We start from the raw sequence: 16,260 nt of genomic DNA, 5'->3' as shown, positions 1-16,260 counted from the left end.
AATTTATTTTCCTAAAAGGAATATACAAGGTTTTTTGTGTAAATCTGGTTGTGCTTTAGCCCAGTCCTGTGCTTTCTTTGTTTGGACAAATCCAGAAGGAGCGGTCACATCACAAGCTATGCAAATGAAGGAATCTGGCGCGCATTGTGCGATTAAGTCTTCTAAGAGCGCATTGTTTCTATATGGTGTTTCGATGAAAATCTGCGTTTGCCCCCCTTTTGACACTTCTCGATCTAGTTGTTCTATTTTTCGAATTCTTTCCGCTTTATCGATGGGTAAGTAGCCGATGAAGGCGAAATTTTGGCCTGAAAAACCAGATCCCATTAAACCTAATAAGATAGAGGAGGGGCCTACTAAAGGAATGACTTCGTAACCCTGTTGTTGTGCGATGGATACTGCCAAAGCGCCTGGATCTGCTACCCCAGGACAACCGGCTTCCGAAATAATACCGATATATTCGACTGCAGCATGCTTTTTGTAAAAGTCGGTGACTATACCCGGCTGAGTATCTTTATCTAAAATCTCAAAAATCAATTCGTCTATTGAAATACCTAGTTTTAATTCACTGATAAATCGCCTGGCTGTCCGCACATTTTCGACTAAAAAATGCTTTGTCTGCAGAATGGCTGCTAAGATTTGAGGACTTAGTACATTAGAGGATGTATTTTCAGCAATTGGGCAGGGGATGAGGTAAATTTTCATAAATACGATTGTAGCGCCTGCAAAAATAGCTCAGGTTGTTCCGCTTGTACCCAATGGCCAGCCCCCGGAATTTCTACTAGTTCAAAATTAGGGAAAATTTCTGCAATGTATCGCTCGTCTTCCGGCTGAATGTAATGGGAATCGGCTCCTTTTATGAAGAGTGCTTCTGTTTCTGAGGCTTTTTTGACCCATAATTCGTGGCCCACTACATCAATATTTTTAGTAATCACCTGTAGGTTGATGCGCCAAGCGAATTGTTGCTCTGCATTTCTGTAGAGATTTTTAAGCAAAAATTGACGAACGCCTTCTTTCTCCTCGAATCGTTTCAGATGCTCATTTGCCGCTTGACGACTTTCCAGTGTAATTAAATCTAAACTATTTAATCCTTCTAAAATGTGCGTATGGTGAACCGGATAGAATTTAGGTGCTATGTCCACGATGATAATTTTGCTGGCGATACCTGGATTTTGTAAATCGAATTGCATCACTACTTTACCTCCCATGCTATGTCCGATGAGGATAGGCTTTTCTAATTGATGTTCCTGAATGAATTCCAAAAGATCATCAGCCATCACTTGGTAATTTAATTCATCGTCCCAGGGAGATTGACCATGGTTTCTTTGGTCCAAAAGAAAAACCCGGTGATCATCTGAAATAGCTTTTCCAAAACCTAGCCAATTATCAGATGAGCCAAAAATTCCGTGTAGAATGATGACTGGTGTTCCTGTTTCTCCAAGTGCGCGATAAAATAATTTCATTTAGGAAAGGTATATAGCTTTTTCTTTAGCCTCTGTTAATTCTCCAATCGGACTTAATTCGAAACCGTTCTCCAGCGCAAAGGCTTCAAATTCGGCCGTATGTTCTGCTTCTACCGCAATCAATAATCCTCCAGAGGTCTGTGGATCTGCTCCGATATAGCGTTGGCGTTCAGAGAACTCCTCACTTAGGCGATCGCCGTAGCTGGCTAAATTACGTGCAGTTCCACCAGGGAAGCAGTTGAGGTCTAAATAATGATCTATGTTTGGGAGCAGGGGAAGATTTTCAAAGGCAATTTTAGCACTTAAACCTGATCCATCTGCCATTTCTACTAAGTGACCAAATAAACCAAAGCCTGTCACATCTGTTAAAGATTTCACATAGCTTAAGGGCCCCAGCTTTTCTCCAAAAGAATTCAAGGTGCTCATCTGCTTCACCGCTCGACCTAAGTCGCCAGGGCTAACGATTCCTCGTTTTTGGCCAGTAGATAAAATACCCACACCCAAGGGCTTCGTTAAATACAAAATACAGTCTTTCGTGGCCGTATCATTTTGCTTTAAATGTTCTTTGCGCACTTTACCCGTTACAGCCAGCCCAAAAATCGGTTCCGGAGAATCGATCGAGTGACCTCCAGCTAAAGGAATTCCCGCTTCTGCACAGGCGGCCCTACCGCCTTCAAGGACTTGCGCTGCGATTTCAGGAGCTAATTTGTCAATTGGCCAGCCTAAAATGGCAATGGCCATTAATGGAGTTCCACCCATCGCATATATATCAGAAATGGCATTAGTAGCCGCTATCTTTCCAAAATCAAAAGGATCATCCACAATCGGCATGAAAAAATCCGTCGTCGAAATAACCGCCTCCCCATTTTGCCAGTCAAAAACAGCTGCATCATCCCGACTTTCATTTCCGACTAATAAAAGGGGGTGATTAGCCTTCGGTTTGTCTGATTTTAGTATTTTATCTAAAATCTGTGGCGATATTTTACATCCGCAACCCGCGCCGTGGCTAAAAGAAGTTAATTTGATATTTCCTGACATCTTACATTTTTATACTGTAAAATTATTCTTTAAATAATTAAAAATTAAGTTTATGTTAAATAAATGCGGTTAATAGGACTATAAGAGGCTGCTTCTGTTGGGATATTGCATGTTTTTTCCATTTTAGTCCTAAATATCAATGTGTTACCCTTATTTTATGAAAAATAGTTTTTGGAGTATTTGATTTTTCTCCTTTATTTTGCTGTTGCATTACTTAATTAACTTTATAACTAAATTTCAATTTTATGCAAAGAAGGTTTATTACTAAATCAGTGTTATTAGGAGCGTTTTTTGCTCTTATTATGGCGCTACCTATTGGGCAAGCCTTTGCTCAGGGGTCTACAACATCCGCTTTGTCGGGTACAGTTGTGGATGAAAAAGGTGAAGGATTACCAGGTGCTACGGTAATCGCAATCCACGAACCTACGGGTTCTCGTTACGGTGCTTCCACTCGTGGGGATGGCCGTTACAACATTGTTAACATGCGTGTAGGTGGTCCATATAAAGTGACTGTTTCATTCGTAGGTTACAAAGAATCTGTTCAATCAGGTATTTCTTTGACTTTAGCTCAAGAACTTAGCCAGAATTTCAAATTAGCATTAAATCAAGCTCAATTAGAAGAAGTTAAGGTTGTTGCATCTCGTTCATCTGTGATTAACTCAGGTCGTACAGGTGCTGCTACTACGGTTTCTAATAGCTCAATCACTACTTTACCTACGTTGAATCGTTCACTAGGTGATTTTGCTCGTTTAGATCCACGTGCAAATGGTTTGAACTTTGCAGGTCGTAATGCTTTATATAACAACGTTACCGTTGATGGTGCGTTCTTTAATAATGCCTTCGCTTTATCACCTACGATTGGTGGTCAAGCAGGTGCGTCTCCTATCTCAGTGGATGCGATCGATCAGTTCCAAGTATTAATTGCTCCTTATGACGTTCGTCAAGGTATGGCAACGGGTGCTAACATTAACGTAGTAACTAAATCAGGTACGAATGAGTGGACTGGTTCAGCTTATTATTTTGGTACAGATCAAAACCAAGTAGGTAACAAGATCGGTGATGTGGTGAATCAATATGGTAAATTCCAAAGAGGACAATTTGGTGGTCGTATCGGTGGAGCAATCATTAAAAACAAATTATTTGTTTTCGCGTCTTTCGAGCAAGAATTACAAACTCAACCAGGTTCTAACTTCGTAGCAGCTCGTCCGGGTTCTACAGCAGGTAACCAATCTGTTGCAACTGCAGCTCAATTAGATCAAATCAAAGATTTCTTAAAATCGAAGTATAACTACGATCCAGGTGCATATGAAGGCTGGGATAGAGAGAGTTATTCACAAAAGGCAAACATTCGTTTTGACTGGAATATTTCTGATAAGCATAAGTTTAACTTGAAGTATAACTACTTACGTTCTTATTCAGATGTTCCTCCATCATCATCTGGATCATTAACGGGTGGTCGTAACCCATCGGCTACGGTATTACCTTTCCAAGGTTCTTTATACCGTATCAACAACAACTTGGATTCGTATATTGCTGAATTGAACTCTACGCTCTCTTCTACAGTAGCGAATAACTTAACAGTAGGTTATACGCAGATGCGTGACTTCCGTCAATCACCTGTAAATAATACGCCATTCCCTACGGTTGATATTGGTAACAATAATAATAACTCCCTTACAGCTTTTGGTTTCGAGCCATTCTCTGCAAACAATATCTTAGATTCAGATATCTTCCAAGCATCTGATAACTTGACTATCTATGCAGGTAAGCATGTATTTACATTAGGTGCAGCATATGAAACGAATGCATTTAGAAATGGTTTTGCACCTAATTACTATGGTGGCTACCAATTTAAATCAATTGATGATTTTATTAATTCTGCTACGAATGGTGTTTCCAACGCCATACAATACCAACAATCTTGGTCGAACTACTCGACTTTCCCTTTCTCTGAAATGAAGGGTTACACCGCCTCTTTATATGCGCAAGATGAGTTTACTGCAGCGAAGGGATTAAAGTTAACATTTGGTCTTCGTGCGGATGGTACTGGTTTCCCAGTAGCTGAGGATGCGAAATATAATAATGCATACGTTCCTAGCTTAACATTCCGTAACAACACGGTATTGAGAACAAATCAATTTCCTGACTTCACCACTTTATGGTCTCCACGTTTCGGATTTAACTGGGATGTGAAAGATGATAAGACGACTCAAGTTCGAGGTGGTTTAGGTGTATTCTCAGGTCGCGTTCCTTACGTTTGGTTATCGAATCAATTATCGAATAATGGTGTATTATTTGGCTCTGAGCGTTTAACTGCTCCTACTAATCGTCCATTCAATGCAAACGTAGATGCTTATCGTCCAGCTGTTGCAACTTCTATTATCCCTACGTCTTATAACTTAGCGATAACAGATCCTAACTTTAAGTTCTCTCAAGTATTCCGTGCGAACTTAGCAGTAGATAAGAGCTTAGGTGATGGTTGGTTAGTATCTCTAGAAGGTATCTATACAAAAGATATTAACGCGGTTTACTTAGAAAACGTCAACTTACCAGATTCGAAAGTGAAGGCAGTAGGTTCTGATAGCCGTGTAATCTATTATACCTTAGGTACTAATGGTTTACCTAGCTCGACTAAAAATAACCAAATCTATGGTGGAACTAGAGGTTTAAACGCTCCTACAACAGGAAATACGGGTTTAAATCCAAACATTTCTGATGCGATTGTAATAAAGAATACGCAATTAGGTTATTCTTATGCTTTAACGGCAACAGTTTCGAAAGCATTTGATAATGGTTTATTTGCTTCCTTATCATATACTAACTCTGATTCTCGTTCAGTGAATGACGGTGGTTCTATCGCTCAATCACAATGGAGAGACCGTGTTGTATCCGGTGATCCTAATGAGAATGTAGCGTCTTATTCTTCTTATATGCAAGCACACCGTTTCAATGCTTACGGTTCTTACAAGTTGAATTACTTGAATGAGAAAGCGGCTACTACATTTGGATTTACCTATTCAGTAGCACCAGCAGGTCGTTTCTCTTATACCTATTCAGGTGATATGAATGGTGATGGCCAAATTTCTAATGACTTGATGTACATTCCATATGGAGAAGGTGATATCTTGTTAAAGGATAAAGTCATCTCTTATAACGTTTCTGAGAAATTTACTTATACAGCTGCACAGCAATGGGCAGATTTAGATAAGTACATCTCTCAAGATGCTTATTTAAATTCCCGTCGTGGTCAATATGCAGAGCGTAATGGAGCTGAATTACCTTGGTCAGCTAACTTCGATTTCAAAGTAATCCAAGATTTCTACATCAACGTAGGTGGTAAGAAAAATACCTTACAATTTACTTTAGATGTATTTAACTTAGGTAACTATGTTTCTCCACAGTGGGGATTAGGTCAATCATCGCTTCGTGCTGGTTTATTATCTTACACGGGTAATGATGCAACGACTGGTAAGCCTTCGTTTGAATTCCCTCACCGCTACCAAGGTAACCCTACCTCATCTGTGCCTTTGACAGATTCATTCCAACGTAGCTTTGGTTTAGGATCTAGATGGCAAGCACAGTTTGGTGTACGTTATATCTTTAACTAAAAAAATGGGGACTTCGGTCCCCTTTTTTTTAGAGTAGAGATAATAGAGTAGAGAGTAGAGATTTGGTTAACACAAAAGGCGCCGCAGGCGCCTTTTGTGTTGTATAGGAAATATTTTCCTCCGGACTCTTTTCCTCCGGACTCTTTGACTAAGCCGAGGGCGGCATCGCCGCCTGCGGCGACTCATTGACAAAACATTTTAGACGCGAAGCGTCTAAAATGTTTTGTGATGCGCCATTCTAAACAAATCATCCTTACTCAACGACTTGAAGTACTCGTAGGTAATCTTTAAACCATCCGCGCGGTTTACCTTGGGTTCCCAGCCTAGTATGCTGCGAGCCTTAGTAATGTCAGGTTTGCGTTGTTTGGGGTCATCTGTAGGCAAAGGAAGAGAAATAAGCTTCTGTGAAGTCCCTGTTAATTTGATGATCTCCTCGCCAAATTCTTTGATCGTAATCTCATCCGGATTTCCAATATTTACTGGCTGTGCATAATCGCTCAATAAGAGACGATAAATGCCCTCTACTAGATCATCTACATAACAGAACGAACGCGTCTGAGAACCATCACCAAACATCGTTAAATCCTCTCCACGCAGCGCTTGTCCTATGAAGGCAGGCAATACGCGTCCGTCATTTAGTCTCATACGAGGTCCGTAGGTATTGAAGATGCGGACGATGCGTGTTTCTAAGCCGTGGTAAGTGTGGTAGGCCATGGTCATGGCTTCTTGAAAACGTTTGGCCTCATCATAAACTCCACGAGGTCCCACTGGATTCACATTTCCCCAGTATTCCTCAGGTTGCGGATGCACGTTAGGATCTCCGTATACTTCTGAAGTAGAAGCGATCAGTACACGCGCATTTTTTACGCGCGCTAAACCTAGGCAATTATGTATTCCAAGAGATCCTACTTTTAAGGTTTGGATCGGAATCTTTAAATAATCGATAGGAGAAGCTGGTGATGCGAAATGTAGGATGTAATCCAGTTCACCCGGTACGTGGATGAATTTAGATACATCGTTATGGTAAAATTCGAAGTGTTCTAATTTGAACAAGTGTTCGATGTTCTTTAAATCGCCTGTGATCAAATTGTCCATCGCGATCACGTGGTATCCTTCTTTGATAAACCGATCACATAAATGAGATCCTAGAAATCCAGCTCCGCCGGTGATTAAAACTCTTTTCATATTATTTTATCGTTTGACGGCCTATGGAATAATAGGTGTAGCCTAATTCTGCCATTTGGTTTAATTCGTATAAGTTTCTTCCGTCAAAAATGACTTTATTTTTCAATAAACTATCCATCCGATCGAAATCTGGTGTTCGGAATTGTGGCCATTCGGTGACGATCAAAAGGGCATCTGCGCCTTCTAAGGCCTCGTATGGATTCTTTGTGAAGGTGATTTTATCCCCTAAGATATTTTTGACATGACCCATCGCTTCCGGATCGTAAGCACTAACGGAAGCCCCCAGCTCTAATAAGGCGTCGATATTGTACAAGGACGGCGCCTCTCTAATATCATCGGTGTAGGGTTTAAAGGCAAGACCCCACATGGCGATTTTTTTACCTTGTAGATCACCTGTAAAGTGTTTTTGAATCTGAGGGATTAACTTCGTTTTTTGGTTCTCGTTCACTTTCATGACGGAGTCCAAAATTTTAAACTCATAATCGTTCTCAGTGGAAGTTTTAGCTAAAGCTTGCACATCTTTTGGGAAACAACTTCCGCCATATCCGATTCCTGCAAATAGGAAGCGTTTTCCGATGCGCGAATCAGTACCAATACCTTTACGTACCTCATCTACATTCGCGCCTACAAGTTCACAAAGATTAGCGATCTCATTCATGAAAGTGATTTTAGTCGCTAAAAAGGCATTAGCGGCATATTTAGTTAGCTCAGCCGAACGTTCATCCATAAAGATGATCGGATTACCTTGGCGAACTAAAGGTGCATATAGGCGTGACATTAAGTCTTTCGCTCTTTCTGATTGCGTACCTATAACCACTCGGTCAGGCTTCATGAAATCTTCTACAGCAACTCCTTCGCGTAAGAATTCTGGATTGGAAACGACATCGAAATCGACTTTAGCCCGCTTAGCAATAGCTGCGTGTACTTTTTCTGATGTGCCTACAGGAACGGTACTTTTATCAATGATGACCGCATAATCCGATAGGAGTGGGCCTAAATCATCCGCCACCTGCAAAATGTATTTTAAGTCGGCAGAACCATCCGCACCCGGAGGGGTAGGAAGAGCTAGGAAAATGACTTTTGCGCCTGCAATACCCTCTTTTAACGAAGTGGTAAAATCCAAGCGACCTTCTTCTGTATTTCTTTTGAACAAATCTTCTAAACCAGGCTCATAGATAGGAATAATTCCGGCCTGCATTTGCTTTACTTTTTCTTCATTGATATCTACGCAGGTAACATGGTTTCCTGTTTCAGCGAAACAAGTTCCAGTCACTAAACCCACATATCCGGTTCCTACAACAGCTATTTTCATATTCTTATTGAATTACTTTACCAATACTTCCTGAGGGTTCATTTATTTTTAACCAATTAGCTAAGGTGCTTGAAATATCACTAATATGTGTTCTTTGATTGATAGTGCCTGGTTTTACATTCCATCCAAAAAATAATAACGGAACGTGGCTATCGTAGGCATAAAGAGCACTATGTGTTGTTCCTGTTTTGTAGTTAGATGAGAACCATTGAGGCTTTAATAAATACATAAAGTCACCACTTCTGTGTTGATTGTAGCCATTCGTTATCATTTCGCGATAAAGTGATGGTATGGGGCTGGAAGCAGCTTCTCTCATGTTCACTAATTCAGCAAAACCAGGTTGATTTTTAAATGATTTTTCCAAAACCTTTCCTACAGCCTCCTTCGAAATCTGCAATCTAGCTAGGTTAGCCTGATTCAGGTATATTTGGTAATTATCCGTTCCCGTGATAATATCCACATCTCCAAATTCCTGCTTCAAAGCCTTTTTTGCATCACTTAAAGCTTTTCCATTATCAAATACGCCACCCGGCATACGCTTGCTTTGAATGTAAGCCGGAATTTCTGCCACCGCATGATCAGCCGTTAAAAACACTAAGTATTGATTCTTTCCTAGTTTTGCATCTAAAAAGCTTAAAATTTCAGCGATATCTTGATCTAAACGCAAATAAGTATCTTCTAATTCTATAGATTGGGGTCCAAAAGAGTGTCCCACATAGTCAGGTGATGAAAAGCTAATGGCTAAAAAATCGGTCGTGCCATTTTTGCCTAGTTTCTCCTCTTCTATTGCTTTCAGAGCAAAATCTTTCGTTAACGTATTACCATAAGGAGTTGTGCGAATAACCTCTAATGCATTTCCTCCTTTAAGTTCGTGAGGGAAGGTCGGCGTTTTTTCACCTGGTAATTTGCTTTCATACGGGCTGTCATCTTCTGCTGATCTCGTATAAGTAGAAATAGGATACAGGGTGTTCCATCCTTGGCTAACGAGCTTTTGAGGGCGCCCCTCTAAGTTGAATTTTTGAACCCAAGCCGGCAGTTCTTTCATGTAAAAGGTCGAGCTTATCCAATAACCATCAGCAGAGTCATACCAATAAGAACCGTTTGCTGTATGTCCTCCCGGTAAAATAGATCCTCTGTCTTTTAGCGCTATCGCAATTGTTTTCGATTTGTAATTTTGCGCCATTTTTAATTGATCTGTAATCGTAGATGTCCAAAGATTTTTAGGGGACATCATACCCGCTTTGCTTTTGCTTCCTACCGTTTGAACGGTCGAATCATCTGTGCAATACATTTTTTTTCCGTTAGCTACTTCAATCCATTCGTTACCTACAATGCCATGAACCGCTGGAACAGTTCCTGTGTACACGCTAGCATGTCCTGCTGCCGTTACCGTAGGTGCGTAATTATAATGATTATCCGTGCAATTTAAGCCTTCATTCATGAGGCGTTTAAATCCATTATTGGAATACCGATCGTAGAATTTGTTCAAATATTCATAGCGCATTTGGTCTACTACAATGCCTACGACTAAAGCAGGTTTCTTTTGTGCTGTAGCCGTAATAGAAAATAGGGAGAGTAAGAGTAAGGAAATCTTTTTCATGAATAGGAGGGGAAATCGCTTAGGATTTCGGATGATTTGTTGAAAATGTGAGAATGAAGTCCATTGGTAATAACTAAATAATTCGCTTGCTGGGTTTTTTGGTATTGACTAATTTGTTGTAGTGTTTCTAAGTTCAATTCCACCTGCGGAGCTTTGCATTCAATTAACATAAAAACATCTCCCTGTGTGTTGTAAATACGGATATCTGTTCGTCTGTTCAATTTGTCTACCTTCATTCCTCTTTCAATTTGAAATAAGGAGGCTGGGTAGTTTAAGTGTTTTACTAAATAATTAATGCAATGTTGTCTGACCCATTCTTCGGGTGTAAGTAATCGATATTTAGTAGAGATCTCTTCGAAAATATATAGTTTTCCTTCATTTTTCTTTACTTTGTGAGAATAGGCAGGAAAAACTAGGTTTAGCTCCGGAGATGTTGTCATCTTTATCAATATAAGCTCTAAATTAATCTTTTTGCTTAATTAATTCATCACATAGAAGCGTATAAATATGAAAACGAAAGAGGAAATTGTTCAGAATTGGTTGCCCCGGTATACGGGGACGAATTCAGACGCATTTGGTCAATATATTTTATTGACTAATTTCAAGAATTACGTGGATATGTTTGCTGAGAAATTTGGCGTTGAAATAATGGGCCAGGATCGTCCTATGCAGACTGCAACAGCGCATAATATAACAATCATTAATTTTGGGATGGGTTCCCCCATGGCGGCTACGGTGATGGATATTTTATCTGCCATTAGTCCTAAAGCCGTTCTTTTTTTAGGGAAATGCGGTGGTTTGAAGAAGAATTTAGCGCTAGGGGATTTGATTTTACCTATTGCCGCGGTACGTGGCGAAGGAACGTCGGATGAATACATGCCTAAAGAAGTACCAGCTTTACCCTCTTTCCGCTTGCAGCGTGCCGTTTCCTCGATGATTAAGAAACACGAATTAGATTATTGGACAGGTTTAGTTTATACCACTAATCGCCGTGTTTGGGAGCATGATGAAGTATTTAAGACCTATTTGTCGGATATTAGGGCAATGGGAATTGATATGGAAACCGCTACGATATTTACGGTCGGATTTAAAAATAAAATACCTCATGGGGCTTTATTATTAGTTTCTGATAATCCAATGACTCCAGATGGGGTTAAAACGGATGCAAGTGATAAGAATGTCACAGCTAATTTTGTAAATAAGCATTTACAAATTGGCATCGACGCCTTGGAAGAATTAGCGAATTCAGGTGAATCGGTTAAACACTTACGTTTTGACTAAGAAAAAAGGCCTTCTTAATCGAAGGCCTTTTTTTAATTACAAAAATCTCTAATCACATTATAGGCTCCAGCATATCCGAGTTCTCCGGATTTACTTAAGTCTAAACAGCCAGAGGAGTCATTTAGGGCAAGCTTAATTATTCCACGAATAAAATAGGCTTCGGCATATTTAGGATTTAAAACGATGGCATTGCTACAATCTTGAATGGCATTTCGCTGATCTCCCAGAGTAGACTTCGCTACTCCTCTTAGGAAATAGGCCTCAGCATAAGTTGGTTGAAGTGAAATGGCTCTGTTATAATCATCCATTGCATTTTTAGGATCCCCTGATTTTGATTTAGCTAATCCACGGTGAAAAAAGACTTCAGCTCTTTCCAGACTCATATCAGTCATTTTTGTGCGATCCACTAAACCATTACGTAATTCGTCTAATTGAATTTTACCTAGTTTCGCCGTATAAAGAATTTTAGCATTTTCATTATTGCCAAAATCAATAGCTCGAGTAAAATCTTCCATCGCAGCTCTTTGGTCTCCCAGCTTAGCTTTAACAAAACCTCGACCATATAAAGCTTCGATTTTTTCGGGATCTAATTCTAAAGCCTTGTTGAAGTCTTCTAAAGCGCCTTTTTCGCCATTTTCTCCTCGGTAATTCTCTAATTGTGCTTTACACAAACCAGCATAGTACCAATCATCGGCTTTCTCTGGGCTTAATTTCAGCACCTCAGTGAAATCCACTAAGGCTCCTTTGAAATCAGCGGTTTTAATTTTTGCGTAACCACGGCCAGATAAATAATTTGTCCGCTTAGGACTAATTTCAATTGCCTTATTATAATCCTCGATGCTTCCTGCAAAATCGCCTAATTTCGTTTTGCTATCGGCTCTTGCAGCTAATGTAGGTGCATAATCGGGAACTAATTCTAATGATTTATTGAAGTCGGTGATCGCCGCTCGGTAGTTTTCAACTTTGTTTTTGGAAATACCACGACTAAAATAGGCCGTTCCCTCTAAAGGATTTAATCGAATAGCTTCATTATAATCTTGAATGGCTAGGGGATGCTTATCTTGTTTACTATAGCTTTGACCGCGTGCAATAAAAGCTTCGAAGTAAATGGGTTTCAACTCGATGGCTTTGTTAAAGTCTAAAATCGCTCCTTGAAAATCCTTTAAATTGTATTTAGCAAATCCCCGGTTATAATAGGCAATTGGATTCGGATTGGCTGCCGTCTTTTCAATTTCTAAACTGAAATTGCGTAAGGCATCCGCATAGTTGCCAGATTTATTTTGATTTAAACCAATCTCTAAGTGATTGATCTCAGCTGTTTGTGCTGATAAGGATAAGCTACTTACTGTTAAGGCGAAGGCCAAAAAGCCTATATTGAATTTCATTGCGCTGTTTTTTTTGTAAAAATAAGCGAAATTACTGGCTTGTTAAAATTTGTATCACCCCAAAAATAAAGATCAAAAAAAGCGTCCTCAATGCGGTCTTTTTCAAATAAGGATCGATCTGCTCTGAACTCATGCCAGCGTGTAGTTCGCGGAACAATAAGACAATGGGATAAACACCCACAATAAGTAATTGTTGATTTATGTCTATTTTAAACCCTGCTACAAAAGGGTAGGCATAAAAACAGGCAATGGCTAAAATATAGAGAGCTTTTTGGTAATAAAATCCGAATGTTTTGCCTATTCGAACCGGAATTGAGAATTTTCCCGTTTTAATATCATTATCGATATCCCTTAAATTATTCAAATTTAACACGGCCACAGATAAGAATCCGCATCCTGAGGCTGGGAATAAGATGGCGAAATTTAAAGTAAAGGTTTGTAGGTAATAGGTTCCTAAAGTTCCGATCAAGCCAAAAAACAGAAAAACAGATAAATCGCCTAAACCCATATAACCATAGGGTCTTTTCCCTACGGTGTAGGCAACGGCTGCAGCAATGGCAGCGACTCCTAAGCCTAAAAAGGTGCCCCATACTTCGATGGGTGCCTCCTTGAGTCCGAAAAATAATAAGGAGATACCTGATAAAAAAGAAAGAACCGCTGTCATTATAACAGCAGTTCTCATTTCTTGTTGACTAATTTTTCCTGTTTGAACGGCTCTTAAAGCCACTTTACGATCTTGGTTGTCGACTCCGTTAGAGAAGTCCCCTAAATCATTCGCAAAGTTGGAAAGAATTTGTAATAAAAGGGTAGTTAATGTGGCAAGTACGGCAACTAGTAGATTAAATTTCCCTGCAGAATAAGCTAGAAAATTACCTAATAATATACTTCCAACCGCTAGCGGTAAGGTTCTTGGCCTTGCCGCATCTACCCATCTATTCATTATTACTTACCTATAGCAGCTAAAAATTCTGCACTGTTAGGTTTGATTCCAGAGGCGAAGAAGTTTTGTAACTCTCCTTTTTCATTAATCACATACTTACAAAAGTTCCAGCTAGGCTCTTTTTCATTCCAGCCATTTTTCGACTTATCTGATAACCATTGATATAAGTCACATTTTCCATTGCCTTTTACAACTACTTTTTCCATCATTTGAAAGGAAACGCCATAGTTTAGAGAGCAGAAAGACGAAATTTCCGCATTGGTTCCAGGCTCTTGTCCACCAAACTCATTAGCAGGGAAACCTAAGATTACGACGTCTTTGTTTTCTTTGTGGAATTTCTCCCAGTCTGCATATTGTGGTGTGTAACCACATTTAGAGGCTGTATTCAAAATGATAATTTTCTTTCCTTTAAATTGAGAAAAATCAATTTCTTTTCCATCAATGCCCTTCATTTTGAAGGAGTGGAAGTTCGAGGCTGCAGTAATTTCCATTTTTTCTGGTCTGTTTAAGACTGTTTTTTGGGTGAACGGTAGGGCCAAAGCCGTTAATAACGATCCGATTTTCATAAAACTTGCGATCATAATGATAATAATTAAAATGGTGAGGTAAATATAGTTACGTTTCAAATTACATACGATTAGGTGAAACTATCCCTAATAACGAGGTGGCATGCTGAATTGTTTTACCTGTCAGGTCAGCTAAGTTAATTCGAATGTTTCGTTTCACCTCATTTTCTTCTGAAAGAATAGTCATCTCATTATAAAACTTATTAAAAGTCTTCGCTAAATCATAAGCATAATTAGCGATAACTGATGGCGCAAAATTAGCCGCAGCTGTCGCAATGATGGCCTTGTATTCACCTAATAAGTAAATTAATTCTTGTTCTGAATTAGCTAATTCTGAATCTGTTGTCACTGGGGTAATTTCACCTGCTTTCCGTATGATCGAACAAATTCTGGCATGCGTATATTGAATAAATGGACCTGTATTTCCTTGGAAATCAATGGATTCCTCTGGATTAAATAGCATCCGTTTCTTAGGCTCTACTTTTAATAAGAAATATTTTAAAGCTCCTAATCCCAGGTTATGGAATAATTCGTTTGATTCTGCCTCCGTGAAACCGTCGATCTTTCCTAATTCTAGTGTGCGATCTTTCGCTGTTTGAATCATCTCTGCCATTAAATCATCGGCATCTACCACGGTTCCTTCGCGGGATTTCATTTTGCCACTTGGTAAATCTACCATTCCATACGAAAGGTGAAAATTACCTTTCGAGAAGGGCTTATTTAATTTTTTCAAAATATGGAAAAGTACTTCAAAGTGGTAATCCTGCTCATTTCCCACCACGTAAACTGATTGACTAGCTTTGAAATCGGCATATTTTAATTGGGCAGTTCCCAGGTCTTGCGTGATGTAAACGGACGTACCGTCTTTACGCAGTACTAATTTCTCATCTAAGCCTTCCGCCTCTAAATTAATCCAAACAGAGCCATCGGGCTTTTGGAAAAATACCCCAGAAGCTAATCCTTCGTCCACAATTTGTTTTCCTAATAAATAGGTATTCGATTCACGGTAAATTTTATCGAAAGAAACTCCCATGGTTTGGTACGATTTCTCGAAACCAGCGAATACCCAGGCATTCATCGTATTCCACAATTTCATCACATCGGCATCACCCTGTTCCCATTTTAAGAGCATTTCTTGCGCCTTCAATAGGATAGGAGCCTGTTTTTTCGCCAGCTCTTCTTCTACACCACTTGCCTTTAAGTCAGCGATTTCTTCCTTATAAGCGATATCGAAAGCCACATAATATTTGCCCACTAAATGATCACCTTTTAATCCTGCTGATTCAGGTGTCTCTTCCTTTCCAAAAAGTTGGTAAGCAAGCATTGATTTACAAATATGTATACCTCTATCGTTGACTAAATTGGTTTTAACCACCTCATATCCACCCGCAGCTAAAATTTGTGCTACCGAAAAACCCAGAAAATTATTCCTTAAATGTCCTAGGTGTAAAGGCTTATTGGTGTTAGGTGAAGAGTATTCGATGAGTACTTTTTCGCCTTTCGACTCTATTTGAAAAGGATTTTTATCGGATGCCACAGCTGATAATAAACCTAACCAAGCTGAATCATGAATTGAAATATTTAAGAAACCCTGAACCACCTGAAAAGCCTTTACAATGGCGCAATTAGACAGTAAATAGTTCCCTAAATCAGTTGCAATGGCTGCAGGAGCCTTTCCAGCTTGCTTGGTATATGGGAAAACAACTAGGGTATAGGCGCCTTCGAATTCCTTTTTCGTCTCTTGCAAAACGATTTCGGAAACCTCGATGCTAAATAATTCCTGTAGGCCCTTAGCTAGTTGTTCTTGTAATGTTTGTTGAATGTTCGACATTAAAAATGGTCTGATTTGTCAATCTACAAAGGTAGCTAAATTCGCTCTAAACCT

13 protein-coding genes are annotated in these 16,260 nt (G+C 39.5%); 2 read left to right on the top strand and 11 right to left on the bottom strand.

Annotation, left to right across the window (positions count from 1 at the left end; all coding sequences use genetic code 11):
• Positions 1–3: 3 nt before the first annotated feature.
• The 3 genes from ACST14_RS02920 to selD are packed head-to-tail and all read right to left on the bottom strand — an operon-like array spanning position 4 to position 2,498.
• The gene (locus ACST14_RS02920; protein ID WP_459460384.1) at positions 4–702 is read right to left on the bottom strand and encodes an SAM-dependent methyltransferase; all 699 of its coding nucleotides are present in this window, start codon (positions 700–702) and stop codon (positions 4–6) included.
• Positions 699–1,460 carry an alpha/beta fold hydrolase gene (locus ACST14_RS02915; protein WP_459460382.1) on the bottom strand — a complete coding sequence of 254 codons (762 nt, stop codon included), beginning with the start codon at positions 1,458–1,460 and terminating at the stop codon, positions 699–701. The genes ACST14_RS02920 and ACST14_RS02915 overlap by 4 nt, the downstream gene beginning before the upstream one ends.
• Positions 1,461–2,498: a selenide, water dikinase SelD gene (selD, locus tag ACST14_RS02910; RefSeq protein WP_459460380.1), complete on the bottom strand. Its 1,038-nt coding sequence runs from the start codon at positions 2,496–2,498 to the stop codon at positions 1,461–1,463.
• Between the two features lie 245 nt (positions 2,499–2,743).
• On the opposite strand from selD, the gene ACST14_RS02905 reads away from it, so the two are divergent.
• Positions 2,744–6,106: a TonB-dependent receptor gene (locus ACST14_RS02905; RefSeq protein ID WP_459460378.1), complete on the top strand. Its 3,363-nt coding sequence runs from the start codon at positions 2,744–2,746 to the stop codon at positions 6,104–6,106.
• Positions 6,107–6,319: 213 nt separating this feature from the next.
• Here ACST14_RS02905 and ACST14_RS02900 read toward each other — a convergent pair whose 3' ends face one another.
• Genes ACST14_RS02900 through ACST14_RS02885 form a run of 4 tightly spaced genes read right to left on the bottom strand, consistent with a single transcriptional unit; the run spans position 6,320 to position 10,643 of the window.
• Positions 6,320–7,291 (bottom strand): UDP-glucuronic acid decarboxylase family protein, encoded by a 972-nt coding sequence (locus ACST14_RS02900; protein ID WP_459460376.1) that lies wholly within the window; start codon positions 7,289–7,291, stop codon positions 6,320–6,322.
• 1 nt (position 7,292) lies between these two features.
• Complete coding sequence (locus ACST14_RS02895; protein ID WP_459460374.1) at positions 7,293–8,603, bottom strand: UDP-glucose dehydrogenase family protein; 1,311 nt, start codon at positions 8,601–8,603, stop codon at positions 7,293–7,295.
• A gap of 4 nt (positions 8,604–8,607) precedes the next feature.
• Positions 8,608–10,203 carry an alkaline phosphatase PafA gene (gene pafA / locus ACST14_RS02890; protein ID WP_459460372.1) on the bottom strand — a complete coding sequence of 532 codons (1,596 nt, stop codon included), beginning with the start codon at positions 10,201–10,203 and terminating at the stop codon, positions 8,608–8,610.
• On the bottom strand, positions 10,200–10,643 hold the full coding sequence (locus ACST14_RS02885) for a type I restriction enzyme HsdR N-terminal domain-containing protein (RefSeq protein WP_459460370.1): 444 nt from the start codon (positions 10,641–10,643) through the stop codon (positions 10,200–10,202). The genes pafA and ACST14_RS02885 overlap by 4 nt, the downstream gene beginning before the upstream one ends.
• Positions 10,644–10,710: 67 nt before the next feature.
• Between ACST14_RS02885 and ACST14_RS02880 the strand changes: the two genes are divergently transcribed.
• Positions 10,711–11,484: an AMP nucleosidase gene (locus ACST14_RS02880; protein ID WP_459460368.1), complete on the top strand. Its 774-nt coding sequence runs from the start codon at positions 10,711–10,713 to the stop codon at positions 11,482–11,484.
• A 32-nt stretch (positions 11,485–11,516) separates the two neighbouring features.
• On the opposite strand, the gene ACST14_RS02875 is transcribed toward ACST14_RS02880, so the two are convergent.
• Genes ACST14_RS02875 through argS form a run of 4 tightly spaced genes read right to left on the bottom strand, consistent with a single transcriptional unit; the run spans position 11,517 to position 16,206 of the window.
• Positions 11,517–12,869, bottom strand: coding sequence for a tetratricopeptide repeat protein (locus tag ACST14_RS02875; RefSeq protein WP_459460366.1), 1,353 nt, complete (start codon positions 12,867–12,869; stop codon positions 11,517–11,519).
• A gap of 31 nt (positions 12,870–12,900) precedes the next feature.
• Complete coding sequence (gene menA, locus ACST14_RS02870) at positions 12,901–13,809, bottom strand: 1,4-dihydroxy-2-naphthoate octaprenyltransferase (RefSeq protein ID WP_459460364.1); 909 nt, start codon at positions 13,807–13,809, stop codon at positions 12,901–12,903.
• A gap of 2 nt (positions 13,810–13,811) precedes the next feature.
• Positions 13,812–14,390, bottom strand: coding sequence for a glutathione peroxidase (locus ACST14_RS02865; RefSeq protein WP_459460362.1), 579 nt, complete (start codon positions 14,388–14,390; stop codon positions 13,812–13,814).
• Positions 14,391–14,436: 46 nt separating this feature from the next.
• Positions 14,437–16,206, bottom strand: coding sequence for an arginine--tRNA ligase (gene argS / locus ACST14_RS02860; protein WP_459460360.1), 1,770 nt, complete (start codon positions 16,204–16,206; stop codon positions 14,437–14,439).
• Positions 16,207–16,260 lie beyond the last annotated feature (54 nt).

Source organism: Aquirufa sp. A-Brett2-15D (assembly GCF_054558735.1).
This window is presented reverse-complemented; position numbering and strand designations above follow the sequence as displayed.